This is a genomic window from Leptonema illini DSM 21528, from assembly GCF_000243335.1.
GTDB lineage: Bacteria > Spirochaetota > Leptospiria > Leptospirales > Leptonemataceae > Leptonema > Leptonema illini.
This window is the reverse complement of the sequence record NZ_JH597773.1, coordinates 2,516,305-2,532,983: the sequence shown is the minus strand read 5'-3', so window position 1 is coordinate 2,532,983 and position 16,679 is coordinate 2,516,305. Positions and strand designations below refer to the sequence as shown.

General features: G+C 54.7%; 19 protein-coding genes. 9 read left to right on the top strand and 10 right to left on the bottom strand.

Going from position 1 to position 16,679, the window contains the following annotated elements; all coding sequences use genetic code 11:
- Nucleotides 1–6: 6 nt before the first annotated feature.
- Together sufB and LEPIL_RS11700 are read right to left on the bottom strand one after the other, a co-directional pair.
- Nucleotides 7–1,440 carry a Fe-S cluster assembly protein SufB gene (gene sufB, locus LEPIL_RS11705; RefSeq protein ID WP_002772714.1) on the bottom strand — a complete coding sequence of 478 codons (1,434 nt, stop codon included), beginning with the start codon at nt 1,438–1,440 and terminating at the stop codon, nt 7–9.
- A gap of 247 nt (nt 1,441–1,687) precedes the next feature.
- Nucleotides 1,688–2,206 carry a hypothetical protein gene (locus LEPIL_RS11700; RefSeq protein WP_002772713.1) on the bottom strand — a complete coding sequence of 173 codons (519 nt, stop codon included), beginning with the start codon at nt 2,204–2,206 and terminating at the stop codon, nt 1,688–1,690.
- A 103-nt stretch (nt 2,207–2,309) separates the two neighbouring features.
- Here LEPIL_RS11700 and LEPIL_RS11695 point away from each other — a divergent pair, with 103 nt between their 5' ends.
- Entirely contained in the window at nt 2,310–2,855 is a 546-nt protein-coding gene (locus LEPIL_RS11695) for a rhodanese-like domain-containing protein (RefSeq protein ID WP_002772712.1), read from the top strand.
- A 102-nt stretch (nt 2,856–2,957) separates the two neighbouring features.
- Here the strand turns inward: LEPIL_RS11695 and LEPIL_RS11690 are convergent, their stop codons facing one another.
- From LEPIL_RS11690 to LEPIL_RS11680, 3 genes are read right to left on the bottom strand one after another with little or no spacing between them, the layout of a single operon-like run.
- On the bottom strand, nt 2,958–3,458 hold the full coding sequence (locus tag LEPIL_RS11690) for a DUF4505 family protein (protein WP_052608300.1): 501 nt from the start codon (nt 3,456–3,458) through the stop codon (nt 2,958–2,960).
- A gap of 23 nt (nt 3,459–3,481) precedes the next feature.
- Nucleotides 3,482–4,222: a glycosyltransferase family 2 protein gene (locus LEPIL_RS11685; protein WP_040920243.1), complete on the bottom strand. Its 741-nt coding sequence runs from the start codon at nt 4,220–4,222 to the stop codon at nt 3,482–3,484.
- 50 nt (nt 4,223–4,272) lie between these two features.
- The gene (locus tag LEPIL_RS11680) at nt 4,273–4,731 is read right to left on the bottom strand and encodes a GtrA family protein (RefSeq protein WP_179117364.1); all 459 of its coding nucleotides are present in this window, start codon (nt 4,729–4,731) and stop codon (nt 4,273–4,275) included.
- A gap of 90 nt (nt 4,732–4,821) precedes the next feature.
- Here LEPIL_RS11680 and uppP point away from each other — a divergent pair, with 90 nt between their 5' ends.
- The 7 genes from uppP to LEPIL_RS11645 all read left to right on the top strand — a co-directional run bounded on the left by uppP (nt 4,822) and on the right by LEPIL_RS11645 (nt 11,006).
- Nucleotides 4,822–5,661 (top strand): undecaprenyl-diphosphatase UppP, encoded by an 840-nt coding sequence (uppP, locus tag LEPIL_RS11675; RefSeq protein WP_002772708.1) that lies wholly within the window; start codon nt 4,822–4,824, stop codon nt 5,659–5,661.
- A gap of 106 nt (nt 5,662–5,767) precedes the next feature.
- Nucleotides 5,768–6,205, top strand: a complete 438-nt coding sequence (fliS, locus tag LEPIL_RS11670) for a flagellar export chaperone FliS (RefSeq protein ID WP_002772707.1) — start codon at nt 5,768–5,770, stop codon at nt 6,203–6,205.
- Between the two features lie 7 nt (nt 6,206–6,212).
- Nucleotides 6,213–6,542 carry a hypothetical protein gene (locus LEPIL_RS11665; protein ID WP_002772706.1) on the top strand — a complete coding sequence of 110 codons (330 nt, stop codon included), beginning with the start codon at nt 6,213–6,215 and terminating at the stop codon, nt 6,540–6,542.
- A 62-nt stretch (nt 6,543–6,604) separates the two neighbouring features.
- Nucleotides 6,605–8,299 (top strand): caspase family protein, encoded by a 1,695-nt coding sequence (locus LEPIL_RS11660; protein WP_002772705.1) that lies wholly within the window; start codon nt 6,605–6,607, stop codon nt 8,297–8,299.
- Complete coding sequence (locus tag LEPIL_RS11655) at nt 8,296–8,475, top strand: hypothetical protein (RefSeq protein WP_002772703.1); 180 nt, start codon at nt 8,296–8,298, stop codon at nt 8,473–8,475. Before LEPIL_RS11660 ends, LEPIL_RS11655 begins: the two co-directional genes overlap by 4 nt.
- A 141-nt stretch (nt 8,476–8,616) precedes the next feature.
- Complete coding sequence (locus LEPIL_RS11650; protein WP_002772701.1) at nt 8,617–10,191, top strand: methyl-accepting chemotaxis protein; 1,575 nt, start codon at nt 8,617–8,619, stop codon at nt 10,189–10,191.
- Nucleotides 10,188–11,006 (top strand): alpha/beta fold hydrolase, encoded by an 819-nt coding sequence (locus tag LEPIL_RS11645; protein ID WP_002772700.1) that lies wholly within the window; start codon nt 10,188–10,190, stop codon nt 11,004–11,006. Before LEPIL_RS11650 ends, LEPIL_RS11645 begins: the two co-directional genes overlap by 4 nt.
- 37 nt (nt 11,007–11,043) lie before the next feature.
- Here the strand turns inward: LEPIL_RS11645 and LEPIL_RS11640 are convergent, their stop codons facing one another.
- The 4 genes from LEPIL_RS11640 to LEPIL_RS22980 all read right to left on the bottom strand — a co-directional run bounded on the left by LEPIL_RS11640 (nt 11,044) and on the right by LEPIL_RS22980 (nt 13,556).
- Entirely contained in the window at nt 11,044–11,571 is a 528-nt protein-coding gene (locus LEPIL_RS11640; RefSeq protein ID WP_157135066.1) for an ankyrin repeat domain-containing protein, read from the bottom strand.
- Between the two features lie 113 nt (nt 11,572–11,684).
- Nucleotides 11,685–12,074 (bottom strand): hypothetical protein, encoded by a 390-nt coding sequence (locus tag LEPIL_RS11635; protein ID WP_002772698.1) that lies wholly within the window; start codon nt 12,072–12,074, stop codon nt 11,685–11,687.
- 46 nt (nt 12,075–12,120) lie between these two features.
- The gene (locus LEPIL_RS11630) at nt 12,121–12,468 is read right to left on the bottom strand and encodes a bactofilin family protein (protein ID WP_002772696.1); all 348 of its coding nucleotides are present in this window, start codon (nt 12,466–12,468) and stop codon (nt 12,121–12,123) included.
- Entirely contained in the window at nt 12,444–13,556 is a 1,113-nt protein-coding gene (locus LEPIL_RS22980; RefSeq protein ID WP_002772695.1) for a M23 family metallopeptidase, read from the bottom strand. Before LEPIL_RS22980 ends, LEPIL_RS11630 begins: the two co-directional genes overlap by 25 nt.
- Before the next feature lie 306 nt (nt 13,557–13,862).
- On the opposite strand from LEPIL_RS22980, the gene LEPIL_RS11620 reads away from it, so the two are divergent.
- A complete protein-coding gene (locus LEPIL_RS11620) occupies nt 13,863–15,905 on the top strand; it encodes a 1-acyl-sn-glycerol-3-phosphate acyltransferase (protein ID WP_002772694.1) in 2,043 nt (680 codons plus the stop codon).
- A gap of 260 nt (nt 15,906–16,165) precedes the next feature.
- Here LEPIL_RS11620 and LEPIL_RS11615 read toward each other — a convergent pair whose 3' ends face one another.
- Nucleotides 16,166–16,432 carry a hypothetical protein gene (locus LEPIL_RS11615; RefSeq protein WP_002772693.1) on the bottom strand — a complete coding sequence of 89 codons (267 nt, stop codon included), beginning with the start codon at nt 16,430–16,432 and terminating at the stop codon, nt 16,166–16,168.
- Between the last annotated feature and the right edge of the window lie 247 nt (nt 16,433–16,679).

Genomic DNA, 16,679 nt, shown 5'->3' with positions numbered 1-16,679 from the left:
GGAGCGTTAACAGGCCGGCCCCTGCTGCGTCGCCGATGTTCCCGTGATCGCCGGAGCTTTGCGTTCGATGGCCTTGCCGTCTTCGAGAATCATGCGGATCAATCGGCCGATCTCTACCGAATATTCGACGTTCAGGTCGCGCACGACGCCTTCGCAGAAGCCGTTTACGATCAGCAGCTTCGCCTCGTCTTCGTTGAGTCCGCGCGTTTGCAGATAGAAGAGCATATCTTCGTCGATTTTTGAAACGGTCGCCTCGTAGTTCAGCTTACCGGCGTCGCCCGTCACATCGTTATACGGGTAGGCGTGGCTCTGCGAGCGTTCATCAAGCATCAGTCCGTCGCATTTAATATGCGATACGGCCCCTTCGGCCTTTTTATCGAACTTCACAAGTCCGCGATAGCTGTTGATGCCGCCGTCAAGCGAGATGCCTTTTGCGAGAATATTGGAACGGCTGCGCTTGCCGACATGGATGATGCGCGCACCCGTATCCTGGATCTGCTCGCCGCCGGCGAAGGCCAGCGAAAGGATATCGCCGGTCGAATCGTCTCCTTTCAGGATGATGCCGGGGTATTTAATCGTCTGCGCTCCGATATTGACGTCGTTCCAGGTGATGTGCGCACGTTCTTCGGCAAGGCCGCGCTTCACCGTCCAGTTGAACATGTTCTTCTTCCAGTTCTGGATCGTCGTATAATGGATACGTCCTTCTTTTTTCGCGATCAACTCAACGACAGCCGTATGGAAGTTCGTCGCCGAATCTTGCAGCGACGTGCAGCCTTCGCTGTAAACGATCTCGGCGCCTTCGTCGGCGATCAGCAGAGTGCGCTCGTACTGCCCCGAAGATGCGGCCGTAACCTTGAAATAAGCCTGCAGAGGCATCGGCGTCTTCACGCCTTTCGGGCAATAGGCGAACGATCCACCCGAGAAGACGGCGCTGTTCAATGCGGCGAATTTATTGTCGTTCGGCGAAACGACGGTGCCCAGGTATTTACGGACGATTTCAGGATACTCTCTGATGGCCGTATCGATGTCGCAGAAAAGAATCCCCAGGTCGGATAACTCTTTCTTAACGCTTGCATAGACGGTTTCGGAGTCGTTCATCGCCTCAAGCCCGGCCAGGTAGCGTCGCTCATGCTCGGGGATGCCGAGGCGTTCGAAGCTCTCAAGCACGGCCGGATCGACCTCGTCCCACGATTTCTTTTTGCGCTGTCCTGATCCGACATAGTGAACATAGGAGTCGAGATCGATGTTAAAATGCGGAATAAAGCCCCATTGTGGCATCGGCTTCGCTTCGAAGATAGCGAGCGCCTTCAATCGAAACTCCGTCACCCATCCCGGTTCGTTCTTGATATGCGAGATGGACTCAACGACCTTCTTATCGATACCGCGTGGGAATGCATCAGGCTCGTAGTATTGCCGCTCGGCCAGTTGTTCTGCGACCATCGAATTCCTCCAGAATCTTCCATAAAACACGAACGCCGTAGCACGATGCTGGGCCGGTCATGCGGGATACAGTTTAGAATGATTCTAAATGCTCTGTGTTAAAGAAAACTGCGCCGGGGGTAGGTGACAAGTAATAATTGATTCTGAGATTGAATGATTCGGATTTAATACTTTTAAATCCTGCGATTGTGGAAGGTCCTTTCAACAGCGGAATGTGAGCCCGTTCTGCGCTCTTCGCAGTCCATCCTTATTCAGCCTGCTTTGCGGGGGCGCTTTTTCGCTTGATGAGCTGGATCATCTCCTGCTGCGATTTCACCCTGCGTAGCTCCTCAAAATCCGCCGGGGTCCAGGGAGTCAGCCCCGCCTGAACGGCCTCGTCTGTCGATGCACCGACGTAGAGGCGGGCATGCTCGGTATAAAGAGTGCGACGATTCAGTGGGTCGGTCACTCTTACATAGTGCAGATCGGTGTAGTAATTGCGGACGAATTCAAGGATTTCGGCAAGTTTCTCGTAGGGGAAGGCATGGCCGACGATAAGCACGGCGTGGGAGTTGTGCGTGAACGGCATGGATCCGGCTGGTGCCACAGTTATAGGAAGATCCATATCGCGCACCAGAACGACGATCTGCGGAGCTTTATCGTGAAAGGCGATCACTACATGCGGTTTCGTCTCTTCTCGCAGGAAGGGAATCCACTGCTTGAAGGTCGTACAGGAGCTCAGGGCAAGAAAGGAAAACAGGATAAGAGCGTAAGGATGCAGCCGCATGAGCCGGTATTGCTTGCCGCTTCATGCTCTCAACCGGAAAAATTGTGTTCGCTCATACTCCGGACAGTTATTTTGAGAGAGATTATCATTACCGGAGCTACCGATGCAAGCAGAGATGCAGCAAATTCAACCCGACATGACAATGGAACAGATCCTGAATCTGTATCCATCGGCCCGTCGTGCCCTTTTCCAGAAATACCATATTGGCGGATGCTCCAGCTGCGGCTATTCGATGAGCGATACGCTGGAACAGGTTTTGATCAAACACAATCGAGCCCAGCACGTCGAGCAGGCCGTAGAAGACATTTATGAAAGCGCCCGTGTCGACGAGGCCATGCAGATCGAGCCACAGGCCTTGAAGCAGGCTCTTGATGCAGGCGAGACCTGGCGCATCATCGATGTGCGTGACCCGTTCGAGACCGAGATTGCCACCATTCCGGGATCTGAGCTGCTCAGCCGGGAACTGGCGATGGATATGCTACAGAAGTGGCCGAAAGATACGAAGATCGTTTTCTTCTGTCATGCCGGCATTCGTTCGCTTGAAGCGACCTCTTATTTCAAGGGGCATGGACTTGTAAATGCGAAGAACCTGAAAGGTGGGATTGATCGCTGGTCCGAAGAGATCGATCCCTCCATTCCGCGTTACTGAGACTCTCAAAAAAAATAAATCCTGTCAGACCGGCCGGCCGAAAGGTCGGCCTTTTCTTTTTCTCATGCGCCGGCCTGCTTTCCTGCCGTTTCAGGCTGCCGCTCAGGTGGATTTAGTGGCGATGCAATACTGCTCTGAGTTCCAGCGAATCCAGTAGCGACCCTCTTCTTGATAGATGAATTTGCTGATTTCCAGCAGGGCATGCCTTCCCAGGCGGCCGGCGATACCGATCTCAGTCGGATGATAGAGCTGCCCCGAGGCATCGAGTGTCAGGGCCTCGGGCATGAAAGGCTGTAGCTTCTGCCCGGCATAAAGCAGGGACGTGCCGGTTTCGAATTTCATCAGTGCCCGGAATACGATAGGCGAGCTGGACTTAATATAATTCATCTCTCGTCCACAGGGAGAGAGAAAGGCGTATTCGGGATGAAGCGGGCCCGGATTGGGTTTAAGATGTGTGAAGAAAAAATCGAGAAAGCGCGTATCGGTCAGCTCGCTTCCGTCATGAAAGAGACGGCCGTCGGCATCTATCTCGTAGAAGTATTCGCGCTGCGGATTCACGGTTCTGTGGCCTGAAAGCCCGTTGGGCTTCAGGCTGAGAATCAAACAAACGGCAAGTAAGGCGACCGTTATTTTTCGAGCATGCCGTCAAAGCGCTTGAGGAAGGCCCGACGCTCGGCGTTCATACGACCGAAGATATTGAAATAGAGGATGTAAAGAATGGCCCAGATGCCGTCTTTCATGCCGATCTTTTTGCCTTCTTCGTAGGTACGGCCATAATACGAAATCGGAACCTCATAGACGCGCACGGGCATCTTGCCCACCGTCGCCGTGATCTCGACCTCCATGCCGAAGCCTTTGCTTGTCAGCGGCATATCTTTAAAGAATTCCGTGCGGAAGGCCTTATAGCAGGTTTCAATATCGGTCATGTTCAGGTTGGTGAATATGTTCGAGAGGTAGCTCAGGAATTTATTCGCCAGATAATGATAGAAGTAGAGTACGCGCGATGCCTTGCGCACAAGGAAGCGGCTACCGTAAACAACGTCGGCAATCTCGCGCTGAATCGGATCAAGAACCTCTTCGAGCTCATAAGGATCGTACTCAAGATCGGCATCCTGAATGACAAGGATGTCTCCGGTGGCCATCTGCTTGGCCTTGCGGATGGCCGCCGTCTTGCCCGAATTCTGCTCGAGTTTGAAATAATCGATTTTCTTCGAGCGTATGGCAAGTACGGCATCTTCGGTTCCATCTTTTGAGCAGTCGTTTACGACGACGATCTGGGTAACAAAGGGAAGCTCGATGAGCTTTTTCAGAATGATGCCGATCGTTTTCTCTTCGTTATAGGCGGGCACAAGCACGCTCACACTCAGAGGATAGGGATCTCGTTTCGTCGCAGTTCTTTTCTGTGTGGCCATTGGAATTACTTTTCCTGATCGGTTTTATCGGTGGCAGGATCTGATGCCTGGCCGAAGGCGAAGCGGTCAAATCCTACAAAATTAAAAAAGAGTATAAAGGCGATACTGAGCACTGTGGCGAACATCTCATGCATGCCGAGATAGGAGAGACTGGCGAAGATAGCCGTTCGAATCGTCAGCGACCCCGCCGAGACGAGGTGAAATCGCCAGAGCTTCGACCAGATCGAACCGAAGCTGTGACGCCATGTCAGCGAGTTGTGTATAAAAAATGATATGACGACCATGAACTCGGTCGTGATCAGATTGGCGATATTCTCGTTTCGCCATTCGTTCTCGGACCACTGCACCTGAAACATCGCATAGGCGAGGATGAGGTTGATGCCGAATATGAGCGATCCGTTAATCAGATAGAGAACGCGCCGGTCGCGCAGAAGGGGCAGAAGGCGAGAGAATCGTTCCATCATAGAATCCGGCTGCATCCTATCATTCCCGGGCCTGCAACGGATCAACCCGGTTTTTCTCGACCTCCATTACAGTCTGAAAAAAATGCCTGCATGTCTGAATCGATCAGCATCCCCGTTTCCATTCTGCTTGGCTTGATCCAGGGCCTTACCGAATTTCTGCCCGTATCAAGCACGGCGCATATTCGCATCATTCCGGCCTTTTTCTATATGCCCGACCCGGGCGCCGCTTATACGGCGGTCATCCAGCTCGGGTCGCTTGTGGCGCTGCTTTATTACTTCCGGCGTGACCTTACCGCCTTTGCTCTGGCCAGCCTGAAGGCCGTCGATTCTTACAGAAAAGGCGAGCCTCTTTCGCATGAGGCCCTGATGCCGGTGTATCTGCTCATCGGCACCATTCCCGTTTCGGTGTTCGGGTTGCTCTTAAAAGACTATATCAAGGGGCCGTTCCGGTCGCTTTACGTGATTGCTGGCAGCCTCATCGTTTTTGCCTTCTTTCTTTTTATTGCCGACCGGATCGGTAAGAAAGATCGTCAGATTAAAGAGATGAACTGGAAGGACGCCGTCTGGATCGGCCTCGGCCAGGCCTTTGCCCTGATTCCGGGTGCCTCCCGATCGGGTACGACGCTGACCGCCGGTCTTCTACTTGGCTTTGACAGGGCGGCGGCCATGCGCTATTCATTCTTGCTCTCGATTCCGGCTATCGCCCTTTCGGGCTTCTATGAGCTGATCAAGGACTTTGGCGAACTCCAGCAGCAGGGCCTTGTCTCTCTTCTGGTCGGCACGCTGGTTTCTGTCGTTTCGAGCTATGTGGTCGTAGCGGGACTTCTGCGCTTTCTCAGGACACATACGACGATGGTCTTTGTGGTCTATCGCGTCGCTATGGGGCTTTTTATCCTTGGCCTGCTGTATACGCAGGTCCTTGAACCCTGAGAGGCGTTGCGGCAAGGCGCTGCCCGGACTCAGAATCGCGCAGAAGTCGTAAAAAACGTTAAGGCCGTTTTCCGTTTCGCCGATTCTCTGATTACGGGAGAATGTTATGGCCCTTGCCGGGAAAAAGCACTTAGACGCGTACAAAGATACTGAGATTCAGACGGCCGACCAGGGAAAGCTGATTCTGATGCTCTATGACGGAGCGATCCGCTTCCTGAATATTGCCATCGAGAACATGACTCCCCGCCGGTATGATGTCGTGAATACGAACATCATCAAGGCGCAGGATATCGTGACCGAACTGATGCTTTCTTTGAACATGGATCAGGGCGGCGAGATCGCTCAGAATCTGTTCAATATTTATGCCTACATGAAAAAGCGTCTGCTTGAAGGCAATATTGCCAAGGATGCCGAGATCCTGAAAGAAGTCGTCTCGCATCTGAACGGCCTGCGTTCCGCCTGGGATGAGCTCTCCCGCAAACAGCCGGTACAGCAGCCTGTACGGCCGACAGGCACCTACGGCGGATTTTCGATTCAGGGCTGATCGGGCCGTGCCCGAATTCACCGAAGAGGAGTCACGGAGGCTGCTTTTGCAGTATCGCAGGCTCCTCTTTTCGCGTTTTCGAGCCCTGCATACAGGCGATCTCGAAGGCGCGATTGCGCTCAGCTCTGAAATCGAGCGTCTTGAATCCGATCTGCTTCTTATTGAAAGACTTCCCGCATCCCAGAAAAGATTGCTCGATCAGTGCGAAAGCTGGATGGATCGCGGCGAGCAGGCCCTGCGCACGGTTCGTCGTCGTGCCGACGGCATGCTTTTCCGCGAAAGAGCCGACCTGGAAATAAAAAACTTCTTGCGAAAAATGTTTCAGGACGAAGCCTGAAGCGTGAACCTTGATGGAATCCGTTCCGTCCAACTCTCACCTACCTCTACCGGGAGAAATCCATGATTTTGAAACGTACACACCTCCTGCTGCTGGCCCTGCTTTCCGTCGGGCTGTACGCGGCCGGCCCCTCTCTGGAGGCGAAGCGAATCGCCGTCATCATCGGCACGAACTATAAGGGGAACGATGCGGGCATTCCGCCGCTTGATCTCTGCGAGGCCGATGCAAAGCTGATGGAGCAATCCCTGAAGGCACACGGCCGCTACGACGATGCGAAGGTGCTGCTCGGTTCGATGGTCACCGCCTCGCGCATTCAAGAGGCGATGAAAGAGGTGGCCGCAAAATCTTCGGCCGATGACTCCGTTTTCTTTTATTTCTCGGGCCACGGAACGTATCAGCGTGATTCTAACGCCCCGAACGGCCTGCGTAACTACATCGTCATGTTCAACCGACCGCACGTCTCTGATAAAGAGCTGTCGGACTGGATGAGCGGCATCAAAGGGAAGATTACGTTCGTCTTCGACTGCTGCTTCTCGGGCGGTATCGTACAGAAGGGACGCCGCGGCGTCGGCGATATTCCCGTGGCCGAGAACTCTCCAGGCACCGTCATCGAAAACGGCGGTAACGATTTTTATTTCAAAGATGCCGTCCTGATCGGATCAAGCGACGCGAACGAAACCTCGATCGAGATTCGCGGCTCGGTAAATCACGGTGTGTTTACTTACTATTTTGCGCAGGGTCTGAATCCGGCAAACGGCGATTTGAACTCCGACCGATCGGTAACGCTTTATGAGGCCTTTACATGGTCTGCGAAGCGCGTTACCGATCATGCGAAGAAGTTTAACCACAAGCAGACCCCTCAGCTTCGCGGTAACGCCTCGGGCTATGTCGTAACCGGTCAGGTCGAGCCGGTGAAGCCTCCTGTACAGGATAATAAACCCGAAAAACCCGAAGATAACAAGCCCGAAGTCGTAACTCCGCAGCCCGATGTTTCGCCGCAGAAACCGCCTGCCGATCCCGTTCAGCCCGCTGATCCGGTAACGAACGACGAGCCGGCCGTTGTGGATAACGGCCCGACGCAGCAGGGCGGATTCCAGATCTGCACGACGATTCTGAAAAGCCGTCAGGCAGGGCCGACTCCGCTTGATCCGATGGTGTTACTCAAGAAGAAAAAGCTGGGCGACGACGTGCGCAAGATTCGAGTGCTTCTCTCTGAGAAGGAATACAAGACGTCGATTCAGTGGCTCGATGAAAACCAGTTCAAGGCGATCTGTGGCGAGCAGGTGCCGCTTGGGTTCTATTCTTTCAAAGAAAAGGTGATCAAGAATCAGGTCGCTCTTCTGACCGTTTCGGGCATTCCGGCAGGCGTTCATGAATTGAAAATCGAGGCCGATGATTATCCGGTGATCAAAGAGGTTCTTGGCGTCGAGAAGCGTCAGACCGGTAAGATGCTCGTCGTGGCCAGCCTTGCCGGCTTTGGAACGATTCGCGGAAAGGTCTTCTACAAGAACTTCGAGCAGCCGCTTCCAGGCCAGGAGGTCTGGATGCCGACGACGATGACGACGAATCAGCAGTACAAGATGAAGACGACCTCCGATGGAGCGTTCTGGTTCCTGAACCTGCCTCCGTCTCGCTACTACAATATCAAGGCCTCCTTCCTTGAGAATCTGGACCTTGATAACAAGCAGCTCGAGGTAAAGGCCGGCGCCGTAACGACGGTTGACGTCGTTCTCAGCCGAAAAAGCGTGAAAGAATGATCAAATGGCTCATTCTTGCCGCTGTTCTGTATCTGCTGTATCGCCTGATCCGGGTCATTTTCCGGGTCAGGCGTGTGCTGCATATCGTGCGTGACGGCGCCGTCCCGCGACCGCAGGCACACGGCTACGACAACTACGAGAAAGATATTACCGACAGAGCGCGTCCCGTTAAATAAGCGTTCTCGCTCTGATTGTCCATTTAGAGCTTTCGCGAAGACGATTGACATGCGAAATGCATCCTGTTTCTTTAGCGGGATACCTGAGGATTGTTGTTTTCGGGTAGCCCGGCTTTATACAGAAAAACAGGAGTCTCTGGCATGTCAGCAGCCGTTCAAAAGCAGGATATCGATCAGCTCGGGCCTGTGGCCCTGAATCGAATCCGCTTCGTCCTCTCCATCTTCTACTTACTTGCATCGTTTATGGCTCGCGATATCAGCACGACCTTCGAGGTGATGCTGTATCTGGCCGGCGGCGTTATCGTGATGTCATATACGGTCCTCATTGAGATCGCCCTGAGAAAGAAGAGCGCATCATTCTGGGCACGGGAAGGCGGCGTCATCGCCGACTGGCTGCTCACCAGTCTGATCATCATCGGCATTGCCGCACAGAGCCCCGAGCGTGGAGCTTATGTCGGTCGTGCTCCGGCTCTTCTCTATCTGCTGACATTCCCTCTTGTCGGTGCCGGCATCGCCGCTCGCGCTCCGCGCTTTGTCATCTGGATCGGGGCGGCCGTATGCGCGACGACGCTCGGCATTCAGGGAACGATGGCTCTGACAGGCGTGAAGTTCTCCAATGATCCGGCCGTCGCTCTTGCGGCCGATGGAGCGTATCCAAATACGCTTTTGATCATGGTATTCTGGTTTGCCCTTGTCTCTTTCATCGTCTATACCTTCCTGCGCATCTCAAGCCGTCAGCGAAGTAGCATAGAACAGGAGAAGACCGAAAGCGAGCAGGGCGCGGCCAGCCTGTCCGAGGCCTACGGGCAGATGGCGTCGGTTGCTATGGAGATCGATACCTTTGCCGAAGGCTTTCGTACCTTTGTCGAACAGTTCGATCGCGAGATGCAGGATCAGGGAGCGGCCGTCGAAGAGATATCGGCGACGATGGAAGAGGTATCGTCTACGGCGCAGAAGGCCTCGGAACAGGTCACAGGCCAGTACAGACTCATTCATTCGATTACAAACGATACGGGCGAGTTGCAGACGGTGCTGCAACGTATCAATACGTCTTCGAAGTCCCTCGCCGGCGAGGTTGGCGTTATCCGCGACCAATCGCAGCTTGCCGACCGTGCCATGTCAGACCTGCAGAGCGTGATGGAGGCCATCGGAGCCTCTTTTGACCGCGTGCGCGAGGTGACCGAGATTATGGGCGAGATCGCCGATCGTACTAACCTTCTTGCGTTAAACGCATCCATTGAAGCGGCCCGGGCAGGCGAGCAGGGGCGGGGCTTCGCCGTCGTCGCTCAGGAAGTGAGCAAGCTCGCCGACTCAAGCTCATCGAACGCTCGTAACATCGCCGACATCATAGAAGAGAGCGGCCGACAGGTGGAGCGAGGATTGCAGAGCGCCCTTATGACGGGCCGACACGTACGAGAACAGGGACAGGCCTTTGAAAAGAGCGTTATGTTCTTTCAGGATCTGGAATCACAGCTGCAGGAGCAGCTACGTCGCAGCTCTGATCTTGTAAAGGCCATCGATCAGCTCCAGAAGATGAGCGCCGAGATCGAGACGCTGAGCCGTGAGCAGACGGGCGGCGCCGAATCGGTCACGAAGGCCCTGAGTATGATGGAGCGTTCGGCCTCTTCGCTTGTGCAAAAGTCGTCGGAGCTGCGTAGCAGGCTGGATCAGTTTCTTTCTCTTGCGAAAACGCTGCGCAGCGTTAAGCGGCAATGAAAAAGGCGCCGCAGCGGAAAAAGACCCCACAGCGGACGAAGCCCACAGCAAAAGGATCGCGGCCCGTCTATCTCATGCTGCGTGGACTCGGGCGCGAGGCAGGGCACTGGGGCGCTTTTCGAAAAGAAATAGAAAGTCGTTATGAGATCTATGCCCTGGATCTGCCGGGTGCGGGCAGCGAGCGACATCGCAGCTGTCCTCTGACTATTGATGAAATCGTCGACGATATCAGAGAGCGCTGGCTGCGCATCAAAGAAGAGCGTCAGTTGCGCGATGCGGGGCTCTTTGCCATTTCGCTTGGCGGTATGATCGCTCTCAGCTGGATATCTCGCTATCCCGACGATTTCAGCCGGCTGATCCTCATCAATTCCAGTTCCAGGCTCAGTCCGTTTTATCGCCGGCTTCGCCCTGCATCCTATCCTGATTTTGTCTACGCTATGCTGACCCGACACAGAGAGCGGCGCGAGAATCGCATGTTCTCGCGAACCTGTAATAGCGACGCCGATCGCGAAAGCAAGGTGGGCGTTTGGATTCGAATGTCGGCAGAGCGGCCGCTCAAGCGGTCCACATTCTTTCGTCAGCTATGGGCCGCCTCTCGCTTTGTGTTGCCCGAAAAGATCGATTTGCCGGCGCTCTTTCTCGGCGCATCGCGTGACAGGCTTGTTCACGTGCAGTGTTCGCGAGATCTCGCCGCACATTATGGAGTCGATCTGATCGAGCATCCCTGGGCCGGTCATGATCTTACGACCGACGACGGGCCCTGGGTTCTCGAACAGATGAAGCAGTTTGAGCGACGTTTGAATGCCCGGCGTTAAAGTACCCGTTTGAAGGGCAGCTAAAAGAACCGGCTCTTTACATCAGATAAACTTTACCGTGGCGATCCTTTTTGCGTGGATCGGCACCGGCTGCAAGCAGCATATCGGCAAGATCAGAAAGGCCATGAAACGAGCGTGCGAGGTTCAGGCACGTCACGCCGTCCCGGTCGCCCAGGTTAACGTCGGCGCCGGCTTCAATAAGCAGCTTTGCCATGTCGGGCTTTCCCAGGTTCACGCACATATGAAGCGCCGTCTCTCCCTGCTGATTCTGTAAGTCGGGATTGGCTCCTTTAGCAAGAAGTAAGGCCACGATGCTTGATCCGGTATTTTCCGTAACCGCCGTCATGAGCGGGGTGATGCCGAGCGTGCTGTTGCGCAGATCGGGATTCGCTCCGCATGAAAGAAGCGCTTCGGTCATCGCCGCATCTTCGTTCTGAACGGCGACAAACAGAGGGGCGGGGCTTCCAAACACGCCTCTATTCGGATCGGCGCCGCCTCTGATATGACGGGACGCCGCAGCGGCATCGCCTCGATTGACGGCTCTATGAAGGAGAAAGTTTCGCATGAACATCAGAACAACGTAATCGAAGCTTTTTTCGAGAAAAGAAGAATAATCGGCCGCTTCGTGAATAGCGGTGGGTTTTTAGCGTTTCGATGCCAGACGAGCGGGGCTGGTTTTTATTTGGAGTCGAGGATCTGTCGTGCTCTGCGCATCAGGTCTCCGCTGACCGGAACGCGCACCATGCCATCGGCGTCGGTGCCGACGTAGCGGGCCTGAGGGTGATTGCGAGCCTGAAACTCGGGCTTCAGTTTGTCCTGACCGATCCATTCGCCGAGAGCCGATACCATACGACGGTGCAGGTCTTCGATCTTATCGCTGGCGCCGGCTTTTCTATAATAACCGTAGGCGAGAAGCGGAAGACGCTTCTCATACATATAATAATCGCCAAGGCGTATCAGGCCGTCGCCATAGCCGGCCTTGATAAAGCAGTCGCGGGCCAGGGAATAATCGCCGTTATTGAAGGCCTCGTTGCCCTTGCGGATGAGTTCGATGCGTTCCTGTGCCATACGTTATTATCATCTTCCCGAATAGGGCGGCGCTTGATTCTTTTTTTCAGGCGCTGATTCTGTTAATCGTGCACCGACCTTCGAAGATCGTGCCCTCTTCGACGATAAGACTCGGCGTGATAACGTCTCCATAAAGGCGGCATGTGGAGAGAAGGACGATCCGTTTTTTTGCGATGATGTTGCCGCGCACCTCGCCGCCGACGACGACGATGCCCGCCTGGATATCGGTGTCGACCTCGCCGGTGCGGCCGATCAGCACCTTGCCGTCGGTCAGAATCGTACCTTTAAAATAGCCGTCGATGCGCAGCAGGTCTCTGATCTTGAACTCCCCTCGGAATTCAGAGCCTTCACCGATGATGGAATTGACGATCAGGGATTCTGTGGGTTCAGCCATAATGATTGCAGGTGATTGAGGAATGCGTGTGGATTGTAGGCCACGGTTCCGATGTGGATCTCATAGTAAAGCATGTTCGACGCGGGGTTGGCCGAGCGACCGACCGTGCCGATGACCTGCCCTTTCTCAATTTGATCGCCGGCGTTGACGGTAACTCGATCGAGGTTGGCATAGAAAGTTCGGATGCCGACCGGATGCTCCACCCACATATAGAGCCCGAATTGTTTGTTATAGCTGATCTCGGTAACCTTGCCGGGGGCCGTAGCGAAGACCTCGGCGCCCGGAGTCGCATGAAACCAGACCCCGCGAAGAGGCTGTCCGTTGCCGCGATGAGCGTCAAAACGCGAACCGTACGGAACGGCAATCGATCCGCGTACGGGCCAGATGTTCGGGGTGATCTTGAGCAGATGCTGCTTCTCGGGCGTATTCAGGTCTTCGATGATCTTATCGGTGATGTCGATGGCCTGTTTCAGCTTTTCGTTATCGAGGATGGAAAGATAAAGGCTGCGCCGCAGAATACCTTCTATTCGGTGTTGCTCGCACTGCTCGCCGGCCTGCTTGCACTGCTCGATCATAGCACTGAGGTCCTGGATTTCGCGCTCCACCATCTGCTCGGCGACGCCGCCGCGAGCGGGCAGATCGTCCGGCCGACCGCTCAGTCGCGTATGGATGCTTGCAATCGTGTTCGTATAAATACTGATGCGCTCGTGCAGGGGGATGATCTCGTCGGCAAGTCGGCTGCTCTGAATATGGAACTGGCTGTTAGTCAGACCCATATCGTAGAATTGAATGGTTTCGGCGCTTCGGTTGATGATGGTGATCAGCGATGCGATGAGAAAGACGAAAATGACGCCGGCCGTACCAAAGAGGGCGTAGTTGGAGATGTGCAGATTGAGGATGTTGCTTTCAGTATGCGGAACGATCATGATCGTGATGCGTTCTCGCCCTTTCCGGTGGATCTTGTATCGCAGCTCGTTCCACCGACTCAGCCAGTCTCTGCCCTGTTTCGGGCCCGTATCGGACTCGTCGAGGTAGCGGCGCAGATTCGAATCGGCGTCTGTCGCTTTGCTTTTTCTCTCTTTTGCCATGGGCCGCTGCAAGAAAGGCCGGAAGTTGCCGGAATCCTGCTTTTCGTTGAAGAATCCGGGAAGCCCTCTGAAATTCAACTACAATTTTGGATGCCTGGTCCCGGTTCCCTTCACCGAATCGCAGCTTCCGCTGAAAGTTCAATGAGCCCGGCCAAATGGACGGTTCACCTGGTCGGACCCGGCTGAAGAAATCCGACTGCTCAATAGACGCAGGGATGCAGCGATGCAGGAAATTTCGCCGTTTTGTTCTGTGAAGAGCGAAAAACAATTTACAGAACGCCGTCTTCGAACGAGCATTCAGCCCGTATGCATGACGACAAAGACACAAAGGCAGGCGAAACACACGCCCCCTGGCAACGAGAATTCTTTAAAAATATCGAGGCCTTCATCCGCTACGGCGTCCCTGAAGAGGAGGCGAAAAGGCGGCTTTATACTTTTCTAAAGCTATCGGTGGAAACTCCGCTGCCTGCCGTCATGGACACGTTCAAAGATCCGACGGCGCTTGAACGCGTCGGCGTGCATACGCGACAGAACCCGGAGCTGCGGGATTTCGTCGTATCGTTCCTTGATCCGCTGATGACGAATTTCACGTTTGAGGGCGAGGAGAATCTCAAATATATCCTGCCGCTTGCCGGCAAATTCCCCGTCGTTCTTATCTCGAATCATATCAGCCATCTCGATGCGCCGGCCATCTACCACCTGCTGTACAGGCAGGGAGGCGAGGCCCGCAAGGTCGCCGATCAGCTTGCCTTCATCGCCGGACGCCTGGCCTTCGAAGAGGACTTCGGCCGTCTCGGGCTTTATATGTTCGATACGCTGCTCGTCTGCTCGAAGCGTGACATGACGCAGAATCCGGGCCTTGCCGATACGATGACGCGCATCAACATGCGCGCCTTCAGACAATCGCAGGCCTTGCAGAAGGAAGGAAAGGTGCTGGCCATCTTTCCCGAGGGTACGCGCAGCCGAACCGGATCGCTTCTGGGATTCGTCGACACGGTCTATCATTATGTGGCGAACAAGATCATCATCCCCGTTTCGCTCGAAGGGACCGATCAGATCCTGCCCGCCGATTCGTTTCTTTTTCAGCAGGCGCGCGGCAAGATGTCGCTCGGCCGTCCTGTTCTCGTCGGCGAGCTTTCGAAAAAGCTCATGGCGGAGTTACCCGACTATGTGGACAGGCTTCCCGTGCCCGAAGAAGGCGATAAGAAGCAGTTCATCATTGATAACCTTGCCGCCCTTGTAGGCAGACAGCTGCACCGGCATCGTCACGGAACCTACCGCAATCTCTATCGCGGGCTTGATCCGACCGAAGAGAACACGCTGATTCGCATGCCCGCACAGCCACAGGAGAATATCCTGGTCGTCGGTCATTCTCCGGCGGCGACGGCCATCGCCTGCGTGCTGGCGAATCAGAACGTAACGGTGAGCATCTATGTGCTTGAAGACGAGCTCGCCGCCGAATGCAACGAGATGCGCGTCGATCGAACGCACTTCCCGCTTTTCAAGCTTCCGCCTAACATTCAGTTCACGACGAATCCGCAGACGGCTGAAAAGGCGACGATGGTCTTTCAGTGCGTGCGACCGTGGGAGCTCGATCGCTATTACAGCCGGCTGAAGCTCTATCTTGCGAAGAACGATGCGCCGATTATCAGCGCCGTAAAAGGATTCACCGGCTCGCCGCGCGGGCTCATCCTCGACGATCTTGCCGCCGACTATGATCTTGATCCGGTGCGCTTCTTTGCCATGTCGGGGGCGAATTATCCGCAGCAGATCATGGAGCGCAAGATCACCGGATACGAAATCGCCGCCGTGTCGCGGCTCGATCGCATAGAGTATCTGACGAAGCTCTGTTCGAATGCCTATATCTTTGCGCGTCCGGCCGTTGTGCCGTCCGACGTGAAGGGCGTGCAGCTGGGCGGAGCGTTAAAGAACATCTATGCGCTTGCAACCGGCCTTCTCGACGGCTACTATGAGAAGAACCTGGGCGGCAACAACGATAACTCGCTCTTTCACGTATCGAACCGTTTTTACAGAGAGATGACCGCCATCGGAACCGCTCTTGGCGGAAAGCCCGAAACGTTCTCAGGGTTATCCGGACTGACCGATCTCATGCTTGCCTGCTTCGGGCAGGAATCGAAGGACCGCCAGTACGGCCATGACCTTGTTTACGGAAAGGCCGACCCGTCGCATAAATCGTCGGGCCTTTTTGGAATACGTTCACTTCCCAATCTCATCGACTTCAAACCCGAGAAGTATCCTGTAGCCTGGGCCGTGCATGCCATCCTTGTCGAGGGCCGTTCGGGAGAAGAGGTGCTGGATAAGATCGTGTACAATCTGAGGCGAGTCTAAGTTCCCGGCGCCCCCATCCTCACCCCGCGGGTGGCACTTTGTTGATGGGTTGAGTGCCAGGCGGGGTTCGGACGGGGGCGCCGGGAATGGGATTGGATTAGGCGGGAGCGGCGGTGGATCGGCGGGCGAGACGGGGGCGCCGGGAATGGGATTGGATTAGGCGGGAGCGGCGGTGGATCGGCGGGCGAGACGGGGGCGCCGGGAATGGGACGGGTTAGGCGGGAGCGGCGGTGGATCGGCGTGCAGTTGACCCGTTTTTCTTAGAAAACATTGATACCCGTCGCTCGATCCAGCGGATCTTCAGCGGGGATCTGGTTTTTGCAGTAGAGATACATGGTGCTGCTAAAAAGGATGCCGTCTTCTTTTGCTTTTGCGGCTACGGTACCTGTTGGGTTAAAAGACGAAAAGTAAGCCAGGGATCGCAGATAAGCATCGCAGTCCTCTTCTGTCGTTTCGGTATTCGCGCAGCCTGTACTGCCGGTGAAGCAGAACAGAGAATAAGCTAAGAAAGAGATGGTCTTTTTCACGATTCCCTCAGGCTTTTAGAGAACGTTGCAGCATCATGGCTCAATAATGTGCATCTATGTATTCGGGCCGGACGATACAAAAGAAAATAAGGCCTGCTATGTCATTCGTATCGTCATATTCATCGGGATCTCTCGATAGTTTTCGGTCAATGTAGATGGCAGAGACGGAGAGGCATAGATCCTTGCTCAGCTTTTTTTCCTCTTCGGCGTATCCAGTAAGTCGGCAGCTTGATAACGTTGCCGTTAT